16 protein-coding genes are annotated in these 21,219 nt (G+C 35.2%); 7 read left to right on the forward strand and 9 right to left on the reverse strand.

Going from position 1 to position 21,219, the window contains the following annotated elements; genetic code table 11:
• Positions 1 to 83: 83 nt before the first annotated feature.
• Positions 84 to 1,958, reverse strand: coding sequence for a molecular chaperone HtpG (gene htpG, locus A9G25_RS04595; RefSeq protein WP_065625926.1), 1,875 nt, complete (start codon positions 1,956 to 1,958; stop codon positions 84 to 86).
• Between the two features lie 298 nt (positions 1,959 to 2,256).
• Positions 2,257 to 3,618, reverse strand: a complete 1,362-nt coding sequence (locus A9G25_RS04600; RefSeq protein ID WP_218057538.1) for a sodium-dependent transporter — start codon at positions 3,616 to 3,618, stop codon at positions 2,257 to 2,259.
• 526 nt (positions 3,619 to 4,144) lie between these two features.
• Between A9G25_RS04600 and ubiG the strand changes: the two genes are divergently transcribed.
• The 3 genes from ubiG to guaB all read left to right on the forward strand — a co-directional run bounded on the left by ubiG (position 4,145) and on the right by guaB (position 7,970).
• On the forward strand, positions 4,145 to 4,855 hold the full coding sequence (gene ubiG, locus A9G25_RS04605) for a bifunctional 2-polyprenyl-6-hydroxyphenol methylase/3-demethylubiquinol 3-O-methyltransferase UbiG (RefSeq protein ID WP_065625927.1): 711 nt from the start codon (positions 4,145 to 4,147) through the stop codon (positions 4,853 to 4,855).
• A gap of 113 nt (positions 4,856 to 4,968) precedes the next feature.
• Entirely contained in the window at positions 4,969 to 6,291 is a 1,323-nt protein-coding gene (gntT, locus tag A9G25_RS04610; RefSeq protein WP_065625928.1) for a gluconate transporter, read from the forward strand.
• 212 nt (positions 6,292 to 6,503) lie between these two features.
• A complete protein-coding gene (gene guaB, locus A9G25_RS04615) occupies positions 6,504 to 7,970 on the forward strand; it encodes an IMP dehydrogenase (protein ID WP_065625929.1) in 1,467 nt (488 codons plus the stop codon).
• Positions 7,971 to 8,520: 550 nt separating this feature from the next.
• On the opposite strand, the gene A9G25_RS04620 is transcribed toward guaB, so the two are convergent.
• Positions 8,521 to 9,567: a LacI family DNA-binding transcriptional regulator gene (locus A9G25_RS04620; protein ID WP_065625930.1), complete on the reverse strand. Its 1,047-nt coding sequence runs from the start codon at positions 9,565 to 9,567 to the stop codon at positions 8,521 to 8,523.
• Between the two features lie 178 nt (positions 9,568 to 9,745).
• On the opposite strand from A9G25_RS04620, the gene A9G25_RS04625 reads away from it, so the two are divergent.
• Genes A9G25_RS04625 through dnaB form a run of 3 tightly spaced genes read left to right on the forward strand, consistent with a single transcriptional unit; the run spans position 9,746 to position 13,020 of the window.
• Complete coding sequence (locus A9G25_RS04625) at positions 9,746 to 10,765, forward strand: aspartate-semialdehyde dehydrogenase (protein WP_065625931.1); 1,020 nt, start codon at positions 9,746 to 9,748, stop codon at positions 10,763 to 10,765.
• A complete protein-coding gene (gene truA, locus A9G25_RS04630) occupies positions 10,752 to 11,558 on the forward strand; it encodes a tRNA pseudouridine(38-40) synthase TruA (protein WP_065625932.1) in 807 nt (268 codons plus the stop codon). The genes A9G25_RS04625 and truA overlap by 14 nt, the downstream gene beginning before the upstream one ends.
• Positions 11,559 to 11,595: 37 nt before the next feature.
• Positions 11,596 to 13,020 carry a replicative DNA helicase gene (dnaB, locus tag A9G25_RS04635; protein ID WP_065625933.1) on the forward strand — a complete coding sequence of 475 codons (1,425 nt, stop codon included), beginning with the start codon at positions 11,596 to 11,598 and terminating at the stop codon, positions 13,018 to 13,020.
• Between the two features lie 116 nt (positions 13,021 to 13,136).
• Here dnaB and A9G25_RS04640 read toward each other — a convergent pair whose 3' ends face one another.
• The 5 genes from A9G25_RS04640 to A9G25_RS04660 all read right to left on the reverse strand — a co-directional run bounded on the left by A9G25_RS04640 (position 13,137) and on the right by A9G25_RS04660 (position 19,066).
• Complete coding sequence (locus A9G25_RS04640) at positions 13,137 to 13,973, reverse strand: metal ABC transporter permease (RefSeq protein ID WP_065625934.1); 837 nt, start codon at positions 13,971 to 13,973, stop codon at positions 13,137 to 13,139.
• A complete protein-coding gene (locus tag A9G25_RS04645; protein ID WP_065625935.1) occupies positions 13,970 to 14,836 on the reverse strand; it encodes a metal ABC transporter permease in 867 nt (288 codons plus the stop codon). Before A9G25_RS04645 ends, A9G25_RS04640 begins: the two co-directional genes overlap by 4 nt.
• Positions 14,837 to 15,733: a manganese/iron ABC transporter ATP-binding protein gene (locus A9G25_RS04650; protein WP_065625936.1), complete on the reverse strand. Its 897-nt coding sequence runs from the start codon at positions 15,731 to 15,733 to the stop codon at positions 14,837 to 14,839. It lies immediately after the preceding gene.
• The gene (locus A9G25_RS04655; RefSeq protein ID WP_065625937.1) at positions 15,733 to 16,653 is read right to left on the reverse strand and encodes a metal ABC transporter substrate-binding protein; all 921 of its coding nucleotides are present in this window, start codon (positions 16,651 to 16,653) and stop codon (positions 15,733 to 15,735) included. The genes A9G25_RS04650 and A9G25_RS04655 overlap by 1 nt, the downstream gene beginning before the upstream one ends.
• 403 nt (positions 16,654 to 17,056) lie before the next feature.
• On the reverse strand, positions 17,057 to 19,066 hold the full coding sequence (locus A9G25_RS04660) for an autotransporter outer membrane beta-barrel domain-containing protein (RefSeq protein WP_065625938.1): 2,010 nt from the start codon (positions 19,064 to 19,066) through the stop codon (positions 17,057 to 17,059).
• Positions 19,067 to 19,271: 205 nt separating this feature from the next.
• Here A9G25_RS04660 and A9G25_RS04665 point away from each other — a divergent pair, with 205 nt between their 5' ends.
• Positions 19,272 to 20,198 (forward strand): L-lactate dehydrogenase, encoded by a 927-nt coding sequence (locus A9G25_RS04665; protein ID WP_065625939.1) that lies wholly within the window; start codon positions 19,272 to 19,274, stop codon positions 20,196 to 20,198.
• 141 nt (positions 20,199 to 20,339) lie between these two features.
• On the opposite strand, the gene A9G25_RS04670 is transcribed toward A9G25_RS04665, so the two are convergent.
• Positions 20,340 to 21,212: a hypothetical protein gene (locus tag A9G25_RS04670; protein ID WP_065625940.1), complete on the reverse strand. Its 873-nt coding sequence runs from the start codon at positions 21,210 to 21,212 to the stop codon at positions 20,340 to 20,342.
• Between the last annotated feature and the right edge of the window lie 7 nt (positions 21,213 to 21,219).

Consider the following 21,219-nt stretch of genomic DNA (forward strand, 5'->3'; position numbering starts at 1 on the left):
TTTTAAAAAAATATTGCTTTTCTTTTACTATAAAAAAGCCCCGATAGGGTTAATGTATCGAGGCTGCTTAGTCTATTATTTTATTATTGTGTTAATAATTTATTCATGGTTTGAATAAATTTACTTGGATCGCTAAGTGAACCTTTTTCAGCAAGTAAAGCCTGATCTAGTAGTAGTTCTACCCAATCGTTAAATGCGCTTTCATCTTGCGTATCGGCAATACGTTTAACCAGCTTATGATCTGGATTGATTTCAAAGGTATATTTTATTTCTGGTGCTTTTTGACCTGCTGCTGCAAACAATTTAGCCATTTGTGTGCTCATTTCGTCGGCGGCAGTGGTAACAATTGCAGGTGTATCAGTTAAGCGATGCGTTAATTTTACTTCTTTCACTTTATCGCCTAATGCAGTTTTAACTCGTTCAATAAATGGCTCAAGTTCTTTTTCAACTTGTTTTTGCTCTTCACTATCTTGATCGGCAAGTTTTTCGATAGATTCGTCTGATTTACTAATAGATTGGAACGGTTTACCATCAAATTCAGTTAAATTGCTCATCATCCATTCATCAATTCGATCGGACAATAACAATACTTCAATACCTTTTTTACGGAATAGCTCAAGATGAGGACTATTTTTTGCCGCACCATAGCTATCAGCGGTAATATAGTAGATCTTTTCTTGACCTTCTTGCATACGGCTAATGTAATCATCTAACGAAACAGTTTGCGCATCGCTATCAGTGTGAGTTGACGCAAAACGAAGTAATTTTGCAATTGCTTCACGGTTTGTAAAGTCTTCACCAGTACCTTCTTTTAACACTAAACCAAACTCATTCCAGAACTGTTGATACTGTTCTTTATCGTCTTTAGCAAGTTTTTCAAGCATCTGTAACACACGTTTAGTACACGCATTACGTAAGTTTTGAGTGATTTTGTTATCTTGCAAAATTTCGCGCGATACATTTAATGGCAAATCATTTGAATCAATTAAGCCTTTTACAAAACGTAAATAGTTAGGCATAAATTGTTCAGCATCATCCATAATAAATACACGTTGTACATACAGTTTTAAGCCGTGTTTATTATCACGATTCCACATATCCCAAGGCGCTTTTGCTGGGATATAAAGTAGACTAGTATATTCTTGCTTACCTTCTACACGATTATGGCTCCAGCTTAATGGGTCAGCAAAATCGTGTGACAGGTGTTTATAAAATTCTTTGTATTCTTCATCAGTGACTTCTGATTTGCTACGTGTCCAAAGTGCTTGGGCTTTGTTAACTTTTTCCCACTTAACTTCTTTGCTTTCTTCGTCAGTGGTTTGTACTTCAACAGGAAGTGAAATATGATCAGAATATTTGCTAATGATAGAACGCAAACGCCAATCATCTAAAAACTCTTTTTCGTCTTCTTTTAAGTGTAAAGTGATTTCGGTACCACGAGTTTCTTTATTATCGTCAGATATTGTATATTCACCTTCACCGGCTGACTCCCACATAACCGCTTCATCAGCTTTTGCAGTTGCTGCACGGGTTCTTACTGTGACTTTATCAGCAACAATAAAAGCAGAATAAAAACCAACACCAAATTGACCAATTAGTTGACTATCTTTGGCTTGATCGCTACCAATGGATTCTAAAAATGCTTTGGTACCTGATTTAGCAATAGTACCTAAGTTTTCAATGACTTCATCACGCGTCATACCAATGCCATTATCAGCAATGGTTAGGGTACCAGCTTCTTTATTAGTTGAAATGCGCACACCAAGTTCGCCATCACCCGCGTATAAATCTGGGTTTTCTAACGCTTTAAAGCGAAGTTTGTCAGCGGCGTCAGATGCGTTTGAAATAAGTTCCCTTAAAAAAATCTCTTTATTTGAGTATAAAGAGTGAATCATTAAATGTAGAATTTGTTTAACTTCGGATTGAAATCCACGAGTTTCAGTGCCTTGCTTACTCATTGACTAGTTCCTCTATTATATTTAGTCATTTCAATTAATTCTAATGACGAAAATGATTTGTTATTAACTAACTTTTATCATTTTGCTCATTCTAATAGCGCATTGCCAGTTAGATTAATCGAATAAAATTAACATAATGGTTTGATTTATTGCTATATGGGAATGAAAAATGGAATTTCAATACAAATAGACAAATTTATTCATTGTTTGGTTGTTTTTTATTAAAAATGAAATGGTAGGCAAAAAAAAAGCCCTGATAACTCAAGGCTTTTATCTGAATTAAAATTAACTTAAGTTTTTATAAAAATCCATAAACCAAAATGATGATTACCGCAACAGGAACAATATAACGAGTTAATACTGTCCAAACACTAAACCAAAAATCACTTAGATTTAATTCTTCACGGATGCGTTTTTGATTCATCATCCAAGCACCAAATACCACAGTACCTAATCCTGTGAGAGGTAACATGATTTTACTAGTTAGATAATCAAGTAAATCAAAAATATTTTCACCAAATAATTTTACTTCAGCCCACTTATTAAATGCTAACAAACAAGCAATACCCAAAGCCCAAATGACAATACTACTTGCTATTGTGGCTGATTTTCTTCCTAGTGGTGTTTTTTCTTCCAATAACTCAACTGTAGGTTCAAGTAATGAAATAGAAGATGTTAATGCAGCAAAAGTTAGGAAAATAAAGAATACTACACCTAAAATAGTACCACCAGCCATATTACCAAATGCAATAGGTAAAGTAACAAAAATAAGGCCAGGACCTTCGCTAGGTTGTAAGCCATTAGCAAAAACGAGTGGAAATATAGCCATACCAGATAACATGGCTACAATAACGTCTAAAATTACGACGGTACGAGCAGTAGATAGCAAGTTAACATCCTTTCCAAGGTATGAACCATAAGCCATCATAATCCCCATACCTAAAGATAGACTAAAGAACGCATGCCCTAATGCTGCTAACATAGCAGTACCATTAATAGCAGAAAAGTTTGGTGTAAATAAAAATTTAAAAGCTTCACCAAAAGATGGCCCACTCACATAAGCGGCATATCCAACTAACACTAGTAGTAAGATCCCTAAACCTGGCATCATAATCTTACAAGCACGTTCCAAACCTGCACCAACCCCCATTGCAACAATAAATGCAGTAACAGCCATAAATACGGTATGCCAGGTTAATAGGTGGTTTACGTTACCAAGGAAACTTTCAAAAATTTTTCCTGTAACGTCACCATTTGCACCTTCGAAAGAACCTTGTGCAGCTAAAACAATGTAATCGGTCGCCCAACCACCAATAACACTATAAAACGATAAAATTAAAAATGAACCTACTACACCAATAATGCCCACCCAATGCCATGATCTAGAACGACCTTCTGAAACAGCGACATCTTCCATTGTATGAATTGGATTTTTTTGTCCACGACGACCAATTAACCATTCTAAAACTAAAATTGGCAAGCCAATAACAAACATAAATAGCAAATAGGTTAGTACAAATGCAGCCCCCCCCATTTGACCTGCCATATAGGGGAATTTCCAAATGTTACCTAACCCAACAGCAGAACCCGCCGCAGCTAGCATAAATCCCATGCGTGAGCTCCACTGAGAGTGACTTTTTTTCATAGTACTAGTACTCATTAATATTGTTTCCTTTAATCTCAATTAGTTTAATTTGCGTTGTGAAAAAAGTGTGTCTTTTATAAACGAAATTTTAATCATGCCATGGAATACTTCTATAAACAAGATATTATACAAGTTATTGGTTATATCTGTATAAAATTTTAGCGAGTAGCGATAAGAATGTATAATATTTATTTTTAAAGCGATTATACTAATCGATATACCACATTAAACATATTTAAAACACTCAAAAAGGAGAAATCTGCAATAAAAAATAACAAAATTGCCAATTAAAGGGAAAGTCAATTATAATTGTTAAAAGTTATGATATATTTTGAACTGAATAAATATATTTAAGAACGATTCCCTCTCGCTGTCTCATTAATTGACGTAATAACCTTTTTGTAGGATAAATTATATAGTAAACAGCAGTGTTTAATATGTTATTTTTTTGATAAACAAGATTAATCAGGCTGATTTATTGATAATCGCAAGAACATAGCATATAGTTAATTTTAGATTTTACTGATATCAAAGAGCCACTATGTCACAAAACATCTACCAAAACGAAATCAACAAATTTTCACAACTTGCTGCCGATTGGTGGAACCCAAATGGCAAATGCAAACCGTTACACATCATCAATCCACTGCGTATGGATTATATAAAACAAAAATGTGGATCACTAACTAACAAACTGGTGCTTGATGTCGGTTGTGGAGGTGGAATATTGTCTGAAAGTTTAGCAAAATTAGGAGCTAAAGTTACTGCTATTGATCTTGCTGAAGAATCGCTTGCTGTAGCCAAAATACATGCCACGCAAAATGATCTTACGATCGATTATCAAAAGCAAACAGTTGAAGAACATGCACAACAATACCCTGCCAAGTATGATGTCATTACTTGTATGGAGTTATTAGAACATGTGCCTGATCCTTTTTCTGTCATACAATCTTGTGCAAAATTGCTTAAACCAGAAGGTAAACTATTTTTATCGACTATTAACCGTAATCGTAAAGCCAAATTATTATTAATTTATGGAGCAGAATATATTGCTCGGCTAGTGCCTAAAGGTACGCACGACTTTAATCGCTTTATTCGCCCATCAGAGTTAATGGCGCTTGTTGAGCAAGCAAAATTAGATGTAGAGGGTATTATTGGTATGGAATATCTTTTATTTAAAAATCAATTCAAATTAAGTCCAAATGTGGATATAAATTATATATTAATGGCACAAAAATCAGAATCATTTTAAAAATGTGATCAAATTCTCATTTTAGATATTTCCCCCCTGTATTTTTTTTTAAATCCTCTATAATTTAGCATGTTACCGATAACAAGGGATATTTTATTTTAGAGGATCTATTTATGCCGTTAATAATAATTGCTGTTGGTGTAGCACTGCTACTTATTTTAATGTTACCACTTCGAGTCAATGGTTTCATTGCTCTAATTCTAGTTGCGCTGAGTGTTGGTGTAATGGAAGGCATGCCAGTTATGGATGTGGTGAAATCCATAAAAAATGGAGTAGGTGGTACGCTTGGTAGTTTAGCCTTAATTATGGGCTTTGGAGCAATGTTGGGAAAACTATTGGCCGATTGTGGTGGGGCTCAACGTATCGCAACAACGCTAATTGAAACATTTGGCGACAAGAAAATCCAATGGGCGGTTACACTTACCGGTTTTATTGTTGGTTTTGCACTTTTCTATGAAGTTGGCTTTGTTCTGTTATTACCATTAGTATTAACTATTGCTGCCACGTTACGTATATCGCCACTATATATTGGTATTCCTATGGCGGCGGCTTTATCTGTGACCCATGGCTTTTTACCTCCTCATCCTGGCCCTACAGCTATTGCTGAAATTTTTAAAGCAGATATGGGACGTACTTTACTCTATGGTACTATCATCGGTATCCCAACGGTAATTTTATCTGGACCTGTATTAGCAAAATTACCATTTATTCGCGTAATTAATCATCCAATTGAAGAAGGCTTATATAATTCTAAAAAATTTACTGATGAGCAAATGCCAAGCTTTGCAGTCAGTGTTTTTACCGCTTTAATTCCAGTTATTTTAATGTCAATTCGTGCGGTTTGCGATATGACTTTAGATAAAGGACATGTAGTGTTACCTTATGTAGAATTTCTAGGTGATCCAGTCATTGCGACTTTGCTTTCTGTATTAGTTGCGGTATTTACATTTGGTCTTTTACGTGGACGATCCATGGCTGAAGTTAATGCTACTCTAGTTAATTCAATCAAAATTATTGCCATGATGTTATTAATTATTGGTGGTGGCGGAGCATTTAAACAAGTGCTTGTTGATAGTGGTGTAAAAGTTTACATTGAACAAATGATGCATTCATCGAATATTTCACCTATTGTAATGGCTTGGTTAATTGCGGCATTGCTTCGATTAGCGCTTGGTTCTGCGACTGTTGCCGCGTTGACAGCTGGAGGCATTGTGTTTCCTCTCATTGCTTCAACTGGGGTAAGTCCTGAACTGATGGTTATTGCAACAGGAGCAGGAAGTGTTGTATTTTCGCACGTTAATGATCCTGGATTTTGGTTATTCAAAGAATATTTCAATTTAAGTATTGCTGAAACTATGAAATCTTGGTCACTATTAGAAACTATAATTTCCGTTTGCGGATTAGTAGGATGCTTAGCTATTAATATGTTTATTTAATAAAACATTAAGAGCCGATTTTTTGCCTCACTAGTTTTATTTAATTGGTGAGGTGTTTTCAATATATCTTCACTTATATTTAATTCTGTTGTGTTTTTATTTACTTTTTTATTTCAATATAGAATAAAATTTTCCTAGCCTTTTAAGTTAAAAGTAAGTAGAATGTCTCGGCAATATTTTATCAACAATTTAACTCAATGGTGAATATTGTCATGTCCCGTATAGTCAAAGAAGCTCTCACGTTTGACGACGTGTTATTAGTTCCTGCCCACTCAACTGTATTACCAAACACTGCTGATATTAGTACTCAATTAACACAAACCATCAAGCTCAATATTCCAATGCTTTCTGCCGCAATGGATACTGTAACTGAATCTGATTTAGCTATTGCACTTGCTCAAGAAGGTGGTATTGGGTTTATTCATAAAAATATGTCAATTGGAAATCAAGCCAATCATGTAAAACGTGTTAAAAAACATGAAAGTGGCATAGTACAAGATCCTGTATCAGTCCTACCAACTGCAACTATAAAGCAAGTTATCGAACTAGCTAAAGAGTATGGTTTTGCAGGTTTCCCAGTTGTGACTGAAACTCAAGAACTAGTTGGCATTATCACAGCACGCGATGTACGATTTGCAACGGATCTCTCTTTACCTGTTACTGCGGTGATGACACCCAAAGAACGCTTAGTGACTGTAAATGAAGGTGAACAACGTGAAATCGTACTGCAAAAAATGCACGAATACCGGGTTGAAAAAGTCCTTGTTGTTGATGGTCGATTCCACCTAAAAGGTATGATCACCGTCAAAGATTATAACAAAGCTGAACAAAAACCTAATGCTTGTAAAGATGAGCAAGGTCGTCTGCGTGTTGGAGCAGCTGTTGGCGCAGCAGCTGGTAATGAAGAACGTATTGCAGCATTAGTAGAAGCTGGTGTAGATGTATTATTGATTGACTCATCGCACGGCCATTCAGAAGGCGTGCTTGAGCGTATTCGTCAAGCAAGAAAGTCCTATCCAGATTTACAAATTATTGGCGGTAACGTCGCCACAGCCGAAGGCGCTAAAGCCTTAATTGACGCAGGTGTTAACGCCGTTAAAGTAGGAATAGGCCCCGGTTCAATTTGTACAACACGCATTGTAACAGGTGTTGGCGTACCTCAAATTAGCGCCATAATGGATGCTGTCGAAATTGCACAAAAACACAACATTCCTGTTATTGCTGATGGTGGAATTCGATATTCAGGTGATATTGCTAAAGCTATTGCTGCAGGTGCATCTTGTGTGATGGTTGGATCAATGTTTGCAGGTACTGAAGAAGCTCCAGGTGAGATAGAACTGTTCCAAGGAAGAGCATATAAATCATATCGCGGAATGGGTTCACTTGGCGCAATGACAAAAGGATCTTCTGACCGTTATTTTCAAACTGACAATGCTGCTGATAAACTTGTGCCGGAAGGTATAGAAGGGCGTATTGCCTACAAAGGTTTGCTAAAAGAAATAGTTCACCAACAAATGGGGGGATTAAGATCTTGTATGGGATTGACTGGTTGCGCAACAATTGATGAGTTAAGAACTAAATCTAAATTTTATCGCATTACTGGTGCTGGAATGAAAGAAAGCCATGTGCACGATGTACTTATCACCAAAGAACCGCCAAATTATAGAGCTGGAGCGTAAAAAAAGAGGGATGCTTCCCTCTTTTTATGTACTGATTAAACGCAGCTTACCTATAAAGCGAACATTTAAACAAACATAATAATTGCTATCTAATATCTTAAATGGAATAAATAAAGGTTATTTGGAAAAATTATCTTGTTTTTAGAGTTAATTCTAAATTTTGTGTATTTGCTAATTAAAGGTGAAAGGCAATTTAATCACCGAATTTTATATAATTTTATATTAAAAATACTCGAATATTGAAATTTCATATTAATTTATTCACATTGGGTAAAGTTCTGTAAATGATAATGGATGAAATTTAATAAACGGCTATTCAACTTAAAAGCTTACTATCTGGGAAAAAGATTACGGCTATACTTTGCCTTGTTTATAACCCTCCTTATTTCAATTTGCCAAGCGCTAATGTGATATCAGATCTCAATAAAATTAAACGCTCTAGACTCCTGAATTATTTTTACTCTCTGCAATATCAGAAGGTAAGATAATTATTTGCAATGAAAGCGAGCAAAAACAAAATAGGGAATATCTTTTAAAGATAGTACACGTATTAGTAAAACATCGATTCAACATTGATAATTTTATTGTGTTTAATAGACTTTGTTGTGTCTTTAATAATATCACATAGTAAAGTTGCAGACTGTTGTCCCATTTTAAATAGTGGTTTATTAATTCTACATAAATTATCTAATTCATTATATTTAAGTTCTTTAGAAGAGCTAAAATAAGAGATAGTGAGTGGTTGAATCAGTTTTGATTTATTTTCATTGGCTTGATGTAACGCTCCTAAAACCATGCTATCAGGAGATTGATTGTGTAGGTCTTTATAATAAATTTCATCTAAATAGGTTAAGCTAAAATTATCGGCACAAATGACGGCTGATGGCGATTTACTGCCGTTTATTAATTTTTCTATTGCTGATCTGGCATGTTGATAAGTAAAACAACCTTGAATAATATATCGAGGCTCAATAACAATATTGGCACGTAGCAATGCTTGTTTATAACCTTGTAGCAGAAGTGCTGAATTTATCAATTGGTCATTATTAAGCAAAATAGCAACTTTGGTATGAGAATTTTCAGTTAAATATTTCGTCATTTGATATCCGATCAATAAATGATCAAAGTGAACGCAAATAAAATCAAGCGAAAAGTGATTAACTAACACAATGGGTGGTAATGTATCTTTATAAGAAACCAGTGTTTTTAAATATGGAGCATCATTGATAATGATAATACCGTCAAATGCATTTTGGGCTACATAACGAATAATATGATGGATATCGTTTCTATTATTATAAGGAAACTGCAAATAAAACAGTTGATACTGCTCTTTTTTCAAAGCTTGTTCTAAACCAAGATTGATTAAACTTTTTGAAAAAAGTTGATTATCAATAATTAATATCTTTCTACTGTTATGTATTGATTGAAAGGGTTTTAAATTTTTTGATGTATCTATATTTAATTCCTCAATAGCTTGATAAACGCGTAGTTGAGCTTGAGGGGAAGTTAAATGTGGTTTTTTTAATACTCTTGAAACCGAAGCAACTGAAATATTAGCTTTTGTAGCAATATCCGATAGAGTGATTTTTGTCATATTAATGAATAAATTTTGATTAAAGTGGCTTATTACTTTACGGATATTAAGTTAATTTGTAAGGGATCAGATTTTGTTTTGTCGATCTGTGTTCCAAAATTGAAAAATATCTTTTTCCGCTATATTCGACAATATAGTGATATAATTACCGTTAAATTTTTTATTTGGGTTTATAAATATGTCTGCATGGAATATTGCTATTGTGGGGGCGACAGGGCAAGTGGGTTCTGCGCTAGTTGAATTATTACAACAACGTAGTTTACAAGACAATAGTCTAAAAATTGAAAATCTCTATTTGGTCGGTAGTGACAATAGTGCTGGTGAAGTTGTTCGTTTTGCTGGTAAAAATTTAACTGTTACCGATAGTGCACAAATGGACTGGAGCAAGTGTCATTTTGCCTTTTTTGTTGCAGGTTCTGAAATAAGTGAAAAATATGCACAAATTGCTGCAGAATCAGGTTGTTTAGTGATTGATGCAAGTGGCTATTTTGCTCAGCAGGATCATATTCCATTAGTGGTACCTAAAGTTAATAACAGTGTATTAACTGAATACCGTAATGAAAACATTATAGCTGTAGCTAGTGCCACCGTCTGCCAATTGTTGCGTTGCGTTGCGTCGTTAACCGATATTGAGTTATTAGCTAATTTACATGTCACCAGTTTTATTCCAGCCTCATTGTATGGTAAGCCAGGAGTGGATGAACTGGCTGGGCAAAGCGCTCGCTTATTAAATGGTATGCCAGTTGATAATCAGTTATTTGACAAGCAATTAGCATTTAACTTATTACCCGTATCGCACGAACATGATGATTCAATATTAGGTGAAAAGTCACAAGTTAATCAGATTCGTAAAATATTAAGTAATTATGAACTTCCTGTCTCTATCGAGTCAGTGATTGTGCCTGTTTTTTATGGGGTGTCACAAGCTATTAATGTATCAAGTAGCTTACCGATTGAATTAGATATGGCACGTTTTAGCGAGTTTGGGGTTGAAATGCAAAGCGATAATTTGCCAACTCCAGTGACCGAAGTTAGCATAGAATCTGAAGGTCAGCTAACCATTAAATTGGCTAATTTGAGACACAGTTACGGTCATTATGAGCAAATTCAATTTTGGTCAGTTGCTGATAATATTCGTTATTTAGGCGCATCAATGTTAATTGAGACACTTGAGATCCTTATTAATGACTATATATAAAATTGCCCTTGGTATTGAATATGATGGCAGTAATTACTTTGGCTGGCAACGTCAGCAATCTTTTGATTCTGTTCAAGAAAGATTAGAATCCGCACTATCGACAATTGCTAATTCACCAATAAACGTATTTTGTGCTGGCCGAACAGATGCAGGTGTACACGCAACTGGGCAAGTTATCCATTTTGAAACCCAAGCTGTACGATCAGTTAGAGCTTGGACAATGGGAGTGAATTCTCATTTACCTGATAATATTGCGGTGCGTTGGTCACAAATAGTTGATGATAGTTTTCATGCCCGGTTTAGTGCGACTGCTCGGCGTTATCGTTATGTGATTTATAATCATCGTTATCGGCCAGCAATTTTAGCTAAAGGAGTATCGCATTATTATTTACCTTTGGATGCAACCTTAATGCATCAAGCTGCACAGTATTTATTAGGTGAGAATGATTTTTCATCTTTTAGAGCTGCGCAGTGCCAATCAAGAACACCTTGGCGTAATATTCATCATATCGAAGTTTGGCGACAAGGTGAATTTATTATTGTTGATATTAAAGCCAACGCATTTGTTCACCATATGGTACGTAACATAGTGGGTAGTTTACTTGAAGTTGGTGCGGGTAATCGACATCCAGAATGGATCAGCGAACTTTTGGAGGCTAAAGACAGAACAAGAGCCGCTGCAACAGCAAAACCTGAAGGATTATATTTAGTTCAGGTGGATTATCCATCAGAATATCAAATACCAACCCAAGCATTAGGTCCATTATTTTTAAATAAGTTGGATAATAAGTAAACAATAAAAAGTTAATTAAATTAAAAAGATGAATGTAATGAAGACTGATCGAACAAGCGCAAATAAAGATTCTAGAAATCAAGAAGCGAAAAAATCAAACTTGCATAATATCAAGCTTCCACCACACTCAATTGAAGCTGAACAAGCAGTACTTGGTAGCTTGATGCTTGATAATCAGCGTTGGGATGCTGTATCTGAAATGATCACTGATCGCGATTTTTATTCGCGTCATCATCAACTGATTTTTTCTGAAATGCATACATTGGTTAGTAAAGGGACACCAATTGATTTAATTACCCTTTCTGAAAGTCTTGAAAGTAAAGATGTTTTAGCTGATGTTGGTGGTTTTGCTTATTTGGCTGAACTTTCTAAAAACACACCAAGTGCGATTAATGTTGTTGCTTATAGTGATATTATTCGCCAACAAGCAATTTTGCGTGAATTAATTAGTGCTTCAAATGATATTGCCGATAACTGTTATGCAACAGAAGGGCGGGATAGTACTGAAATTTTAGATTTGGCGGAAAGCAAAATATTTCAAATTGCTGAAAGCCGAACTAAACAAGGTGAGGGTCCAAAAAGCATTACCGAAGTGCTAGAAGCAACAGTAGCTAAAATCGAAGAATTGTTCCAACGCCCACATGATGGTGTGACAGGGGTTTCAACAGGTTATATCGATTTAGATAAAAAAACGGCTGGTTTACAGCGTTCCGATTTAATTATTATTGCGGCAAGACCATCAATGGGTAAAACCACTTTTGCTATGAATTTGTGCGAAAATGCCGCGCTAGAACAAGAAAAACCAGTATTAATATTCAGCTTAGAAATGCCATCAGAGCAGATCATGATGCGTATGCTAGCTTCGCTTTCACGTGTTGACCAAACGAAAATTCGAACAGGACAACTGCAAGACGATGATTGGGCAAGGATCTCAAGCACAATGGGACTATTACTCGAAAAGAAAAACATATATATCGATGATTCATCAGGCTTAACGCCAATGGAATTACGCTCAAGAGCAAGACGTATTTATCGGGAACATAAAGGCTTAAGTATGATAATGGTTGATTACTTACAGCTTATGCGTGTACCGAATATCTCTGAAAATCGTACTTTAGAAATTGCTGAAATATCGCGTTCACTAAAAGCCTTGGCTAAAGAATTACAAGTTCCTGTTGTTGCGCTATCTCAGCTTAATCGTAGTTTGGAGCAACGAGCCGATAAAAGACCAGTTAACTCTGATTTACGTGAATCAGGCTCTATCGAACAAGATGCTGATGTGATTATGTTTATCTATCGTGATGAGGTTTATAACGAAGCCTCAGAACATAAAGGCATTGCAGAAATTATTCTAGGAAAACAGCGAAACGGGCCAATTGGTAAAGTTCGATTAAAATTCCAAGGTCAATTTTCACGTTTTGATAATTATGCTGATAATAGTAAATATTTGGATGATGAATAACAATTAAATTAATAATAACAGCGTAAAATGGCTTAAAGAGATCATTACGCTGTTTTTTATAGCTGTAAAAAAATATTTCTAAAAACGGCTTCTTTGCAATAGTTACAAGAATAATTTTAGTGGCGTAATTTCTTGCTAGCAATAAACTGATAAACCTGAGCAAATAAAAATATGGTTGCCTGCAAAATAACAATACAAGCACTGGTTGATGCATCTGCATAATAACTTATCAAGGTGCCCATCACTGTTGAAAATGTGGAAACCAACACAGCAATTACTAACATCCATTCAAAACGTTTAGTTAACGAAAAAGCAGTTATACCTGGAGCTATCAGCATAGCAATAACTAAAATCATCCCCGCTATTTTTAACGAACCTACAATGGTTAAAGCTAACACACTCAATAAACCATAATGTAATAGTTTAACTTGTAGTCCAACAACCTTGGCTTGTACAGGATCAAAGCAGTAAAGCATAAGATCGCGGCGTTTGATAATAACTAAGATTGATACAATTGTAGCAATAAATATGATATTTTTAAGCTCGTCATAACTAGTGCCAAGTACACTACCAAATAGGATATGGTTTAAATGCTGTGAAGTGTCTACTTTTGAAAATAATACTAAACCAAAAGCAAACATACCCGAAAATACAATTCCCATTACGGTATCTTCTTTTAATCGGCTGTTTTCTTTGATGTAACCTGTTGCGACTGAGCAAAATAGACCTGAAGCAAAAGCACCAATTATAATGGGAATACCTGCTAAATAGGCTAGCACAATTCCAGGTAAAACCGCATGCGAAATTGCATCCCCCATTAATGACCAGCCTTTTAAAACTAAAAAGCAAGAAAGCAAGGCACAAACTATACCAGTTGCTAGTGCAGCTAAAATTGCACGCTGAATAAGAGGAAGTGTCAGAGGATAGTAGATAAATTCCCAAAACTCTGTCATATCTTTTTCCCTTTATTTAAGCGGCTTTTACGGATCTGAAGATGATTGGCAATAAGTCCTTGCTTTGGTGCAAATAAAAATGCGGCAATAAAAATCAGCGTTTGTAGCGTTACAATAATGCCACCAGTTTCGCCATTTAAAAAGTAGCTAACCCAAGCACCAATAGCACTAGTTATAGTGCCAATAAGAACCGAGATAATCAATAGCCGAGAAAATCGATTAGTCAGTAAGTAAGCTGTTGCCCCAGGGGTAACAACCATAGCTATTACTAAAATAGCCCCAACTGTTTGTAATGCTGCAACGGTACATGCGCTTAAAATAGTAAAAAATAGGATTTTTAGTTTTAATGGTTTTAATCCAATCGATCTGGCATGAGTTTCATCAAAAAAGACAACTAACAAATCCTTCCAAAAAAAGAAAAGTAGTATAAAAGATACCAAAATAATGATTTGTACTTGCCACATATCGCTATCGTCAATGCCAAGAATATTACCAAAAATAATTGTTTGCACATTGACCGAGGTCGGATTGAGCGAAATGATCAACAAACCGATAGCAAAAAAAGTTGAAAAAATAAAACCAATAATCGCATCGGCTTTTAACCGTGTAAAAGCGCGTACTAAGGTAATGGCAAGAGCAGCGAGCAATCCAGTAAAAAAAGCACCAACTGAATAAGGCAGCCCCAAGGCATAAGCGCCTGCAACCCCCGGCACCACTGAATGCGAAAGCGCATCGCCCATTAACGACCAGCCTTTTAACATCAAAAAAGCTGACAAAAAAGCACAAGCCGCACCAACAAGACTACTTACCCAAATAGCTTTGAACATAAAATCATAGGTGAATGGTTCAAGTAATAGTTCCATTTATTTTGGCCTTTTTTGCTCGTTTTCGACATGGTTAACCAACAAATCTTGATGAGGAGAATCATGTTTACCTTCACCATAAAAAATGGCAGCACGTTCATCGTCGGTTAAGATCGATACTTTACGGGGATCTTCGTCTTCGTGCAATTTATCGCCCGATAGGCTAAGGTAACGCAGTGCACCACCAAAGGTAGTCATTAAATTTTGCGGTGTAAAGGTGGTTTCAGTTGGGCCAAATGCCAACACCGTTTGGTTAATTAACACCACCTGATCGCAAAATTCAGGCACACTACCTAAGTTATGGGTTGACACCAAAATCAAATGACCTTCAGCACGCAGAGTTTTCAAAAGATCAATAATGGCATTTTCGGTTTTAACATCTACGCCAGTAAAAGGTTCGTCTAACAATAGAACACGACCTTGCTGAGCTAAAGCACGGGCTAAAAATACACGTTTTTTTTGCCCACCAGAAAGCTCGCCAATTTGGCGATGCTTAAAATCAAGCATATTGACACGTTCAAGCGCAATATCAACTTGCTTTTTATCTTCTTTACTTGCAATACGTAAAAAAGACATATGCCCATATCGCCCCATCATCACAACGTCTGACACAAGAACAGGAAAATCCCAATCGACATCTTCCGTCTGTGGCACATAAGCAATAATATTTTGCTTTAAAGCTTGATTAACAGACATATCATTAAACGTCACCCGACCACGAGTTGGTTTAACCATCCCCATAATGCTTTTAAATAAAGTCGATTTACCGCTACCATTTACTCCAACTAAAGCACAAATAGTGCCACCACTTAAGTGGAAGCTAGCATCATGAATTGCGGTGTGACCATTATTATAAGTCACGGTGATGTCATCAACATTTAAGCAAATTTGAGTCATTATTCTTCGAATCCTTTAGCTATGGTTTCAACCGTTACTTTTAATATATCAATATACGTTGGTACAGGCCCATCTTTTGTTGAAAGCGAATCAACATATAAAACGCCACCATATTTTGCGCCCGTTTCATTGCTTACTTGTTTAGCGGGTTTGCTTGAAATGGTGCTTTCACTAAAAACGACAGAGATGTGATTTTTATTAACTAAATCAATTAAACGTCTAACTTGCTGAGGTGTACCTTGCTGCTCGGCATTAATAGGCCATAGGTAAGCTTCTTTCAAATTATAGTCACGTGCCAAATAACTAAAAGCCCCCTCACTAGTTACAAGCCAACGCTTTTCATCAGGAATTTTGGCTAACCGCTCACGTAATGGGGTATCAAGTGCTTTAATTTTGGCAATATAATCAGCCGCATTTTTATTATAAATCTCGGTATTTTGGGGATCATATTTAACCAATGCTGCACGGATATTTTCGACATAAACTAACGCCAAAGTTGGCGACATCCAAGCATGTGGATTAGGGTTACCTTTATAGCTTCCTTCTCGGATTGGCATTGGCTCAATACCTTCAGTCACAACAACAGATGGGACATCTTTTACATCTTCAAAAAAGCGTTTAAACCAAAGCTCTAAATTAAGGCCATTCCATAACACTAAATCTGCTGAAAGCACTTTGGTAATATCTTGCGGGGTGGGGTCGTATTCATGAATTTCTGAGCCAACTTTGGTAATTGACTCAACCACAGCGGCATCGCCAGCGACATTTTGCGCAATATCTTGAATTATAGTGAAAGTGGTAACCACTTTGAATTTTTTTTCTGCTGCGTAGGCGCATTTGGACAGACCAGTCAAAATAATTAACGAAGTTAAAATAACCTTTAATAATATTTTGGGATTTTTCAAAAAATTGAACTTCATTAGCGACTCCTAGCGTTTAACTGATAAACAAATAGTAAAATCCAGTGATTATTTCTAACAAATCAAACAAATATCTTTCTATTTAATTACTTATAGTAGTGAAACTGCATTACCAATTATTTATAGTAACAAATTCAAGTGTTAATGAGAATTATTATCACTTAAAAGTAAAAGTCAATTTTTAAAGTTCGCGGTTTCAATTAATTTATAACTTCTATTAACTTACGACACAGTTATATCGTTAATTCATTGTATATAAAACTAAATTAAATAGTAGCTAATTCCATCTATTTAAATAATAGTTAAAGTAGAAAAATGATTTAATGGATTCCATAAACCACATATATTTAAATATGCGGTTTATGTTTTTTTATAGTGTAACGGTAGTAATTTTTATGGCTAACTAGAAAGAAAAACGATAACCTCCGTTGACTTGTAATAAATCAAATCGGTTACCTGGCGAACTTTCTAGATCTAAATAAATATTATGCCGTTGATTAAGTTGTGCACTTATACCAACGCCATTATTCCACCAATTACCTTTGAATGAATGCTTTTCTTTACTAGTATTTAAGTTATAGTAAGTATCACCATTAAACTCTCTAACAATTCCTGTTTTAGCATAAATATTAATATTATTGCTATCAGAATTGATTTCATATCCAAATAATGCAGATGCTCGACCAATTAACGAATTATAATTACCTAATTTTACTTTAAGCCCGTTAGTCGCATTAATTGATGTAGCGTTTTGATGGCTATAAGATAATTGAGATTGTGGTTCAATATAAAAATCATTTAATTTGTATTTTTGACCTAACTCTAAAGATAAGCCCAGTCCATTGGTATGGCCTGTTCCTTGAACGTGATTACTGGCAGTATCTTTAACCTTGAAGTGATTTTTTTGGCGAGCATATTTAGCAACGCCATCAACATAAAATCCATCATTGCTTAAATATGTTGCGTAAAGGCCGGTATTAAATGATTTTAAAGAGCCATCACCTTTATGATAATTTGGATCACCATAAGTCTGCCCAACAAAAGCACCGACTACAAAAGGTGAATCTTCAGATAGCTGTTTATCTGCACCAAATTGGAAACCATGATAGCTCATATCAAATTTACTTAATTTACCACCCGAAAACGAATCTAACTTTCCCGAAAAACCGCGTAACCAAACATCACCAAACTGCCCACTTGTTCGCATGTCGCCAAGACGTTTTAGCAGTGTTTGGGTTTCAATATAACTCATTAAGTAATTACTGTTAAGAAATCCGGCGCTAGCCATTGCCGACGAAGTAATAGGATTAGCAGTTAATACATAATCTTTCCCATCTTTTTTTAAAGAATATTGATAACCACCAAGTTCAACATCATGATTGATTTTAAACTCAGCAGTACTTGTTGCATTGTCATCAATTTTAACTAACGTCAATTTTTCTTTACCTGTGGTATTAGACGCTCCATTATTTGTTAAATTTAGGGTATGAGTTCCTTCTGCTGATATAGGGCGATTTGTGTCAGCTGATTTTGAAATAATAATTTTATCGCTTTTTGCAGCAGCAATGTCGGTACGTAAATCAAAACTTGATTCACCTTTTAAATTCTCAATGGTTAACTCTCCATAATTACCATTAGAATTATCATTAACAAATTTTATCGAACCTTGCCCTGATAGTTCGGTAAGATAAGAATCTTCATCGGTTATTTCCCAAGAAGCGCCTTTGGCAAGATTCATTTTTATAACTCCAGTGGTATCAGGATTACCACTATTAGGATCATCTGGATCACCAAATCCTGACACTCGACCTACAATTTTGGAACCAGAAGCTAAATCTAATATAATTGTTCCGCCATAATACGTTTCAATATCGCCATTAATTATTGATTTATTATTGATTTTTATCACCCCGGCATCATGAGCAACAATAGCACCATCAATAACTGATTCACCATTTAGCGTTAAATTTCCATCAGTTACGGAAATTGCATCTGAACCTTCACGATCGCTAACGCTTAAGGTCGTTTTTCCATTAACGATGATAGTTGAATTTCCAAGTAAAGAAATTGCATCAGAATCATGTCCTTGCATATGAATTGTAAGATCACCATTAAAAATGGTGCTAGATGATACAGAGTTAGGTAAAAAAGCATTATCCATTCCAGAAATAGATACTCCATCTTCTGTGCGATTCGCTTCTCTTTGGATATTGATAGTGACATTTTTTTCAAAAATAGTATTACTATTATCTAATATACGGATACCTGATGTGATTTCTCCATTAACTTTATTTAAATCGTGAGTAACGGGGACATTAATTTCATCAGTGTAGGTTTGAGTTCCTTGTAATTCAAGTGCATTTACTGCTAATGGTGTGGCTAGAGTTAATCCTAGAATTATTTTATTTTTCATCTAATAATTTCCTTTCGTCTATAATTGATTTTAGTTTAACAATAAAACAATTATTGTTCAATAATCAACCTTAATAGAATTGTTACCTTATAGATTTTTAACAATAGCATTAATTAGTCATTTTGACTTGAATCTTTAATTAACGAGAGTATAAGGGTAAACAAGTGGTTCCTTTTTAATCCAAATAAAATAGGGGAGGATAAGTATGAAACTGAGAAAAGTGATGATTATTGGCGTGGGTAATGTGGGATCAACAACGGCTTATACATTAGTAAATCGAGGTATTTGTGAAGAAATCGCACTTGTTGATCTTAATAAAGAATTAGCCTATGGACATGCGCAAGATTTATTAGATGCGGCGGCTTATCGGCAAAACATGGTTAAAGTCAGTTTACGCGAATCGACCGATTGCGCCGATATTGATATTGCGATTATCACTGTAACTTCAGGCATAGCTCAAAAAAGCCGTGAAGAAGAGCTTGCAGGAACCTCTAGAATCATTGCCAGCATAGTACCTGATATGATGAAAAATGGTTTTAAAGGTATATTTTTAATTGCCACCAACCCTTGTGATGCGATTACTTATCAAGTTTGGAAACTATCAGGGCTACCACGGCACCGCGTAATTGGTACAGGGGTATGGCTTGATACGGTACGATTACGTCGATTACTGGGCGAAAAAATGGATATTGGACCACAAAGCATCGACGCCTTTATTGTTGGCGAACATGGTGATTCACAGTTTCCAGTTTGGTCGCATTCATCGGTTTATGGCATTAATCTTAATGATTTAGAAAAAAACAAAATCGATTTTGAACAAATTGGCACCCAAGCTCGAAAAATGGGCTTTGAAATAGCTAACCGTAAGCACTGCACCGAATACGGTATTGCCAGTACTATCACCGAAATCTGCCAACATATATTCACTAATAGCCACCGAGCATTAGCGCTTAGTTGTATTTTAGACGGCGAATATGGCTATAAAAATGTTGCAATTGGTGTTCCTGCTATTTTAGACCAACATGGCATTAAAAAAGTGATTAAGCTTGACTTTACCGAAAATGAAAAACAACTCTTTGAAAAAAGTGTCAATATTGTAAAAGGGTATATTGATCATATCAAATTACCGTAGCACAAATTATTTTCGCTATTGCTTGAATAGCGCGCTAACCTAGCGTTATCTATTTGTGGCGTCATTGCATACACAATACGCCACGAACAAGGTTTTTATAACGATCATGGAAGAAAAAGAAATAGTTTTGAAATATAACTGCTAATCTTCTAAGATGATTTTAAGTTGATTTTCAAGTTGATTATAGTTAGCATCACTTAAAAAATGGTAATGAGTATCTCTGATATGGCTGGCGATTTTTTTATATGTATTAAGATGTTCAGATACGGGATAGCAAGCAATATAATCATTAAAAGCGGCAACATCAGCAACGTCAGCAAACTGCTTTTTATCGAGGCTGTTTAAATAGCCTTTAAGGTCAAGAGATTGGCAATTAGGCTTATGCTCTTCTCGCCAAAATTGATTATTTTTAAATTGATAAGTTAAATTAACATTCGTTTTATAGTCATAATGATTACCTTTGACATCAATAAAATAGCCTAGCTCATAAACGGCATTGATATGCACATGAAATAAATTATTAAGCACTAAAGACGAATAAAAGAACAAATGATCTTCATGCCCAGTTTTGGCTGACAAAATAAGCTCATCTAAATATTTTCCATTTTCATCAAAAGCATTTAATACATTTAAATCCTCTAAAATTCCTTCGCCTTCACTATCAAAGGTCAGGCTATAAAGCACAAATCGAATATTATCGATTTCAAAACGACCAATAACGGTAAGATTTTTTAATGTAAAATAACGTTGTTTTTTATCGGCGGGATTATCATAATATTGATAATCATCGTCATCAAAATGAAAAAACTTGCTATCCACAAATTTACCTTTAGCCAGAGTATGAGTATCAAACGGCATAGATAGTACGGGTAAACTTTGGTAAAAATCATCAAAAGTGGCAAAATGCTCCCTATGTTTATATTGAGATGATGCAGTTTGAGTATTGGCGAATGTATAATTAGTATTAAACCAACTAAACAACAATATAGTTAATAACAATGGTATTTTTTTCATGGTTGCA

The organism is Gilliamella sp. Bif1-4 (assembly GCF_001690535.1).
Taxonomy (GTDB): Bacteria; Pseudomonadota; Gammaproteobacteria; order Enterobacterales; family Orbaceae; genus Gilliamella; species Gilliamella bombi.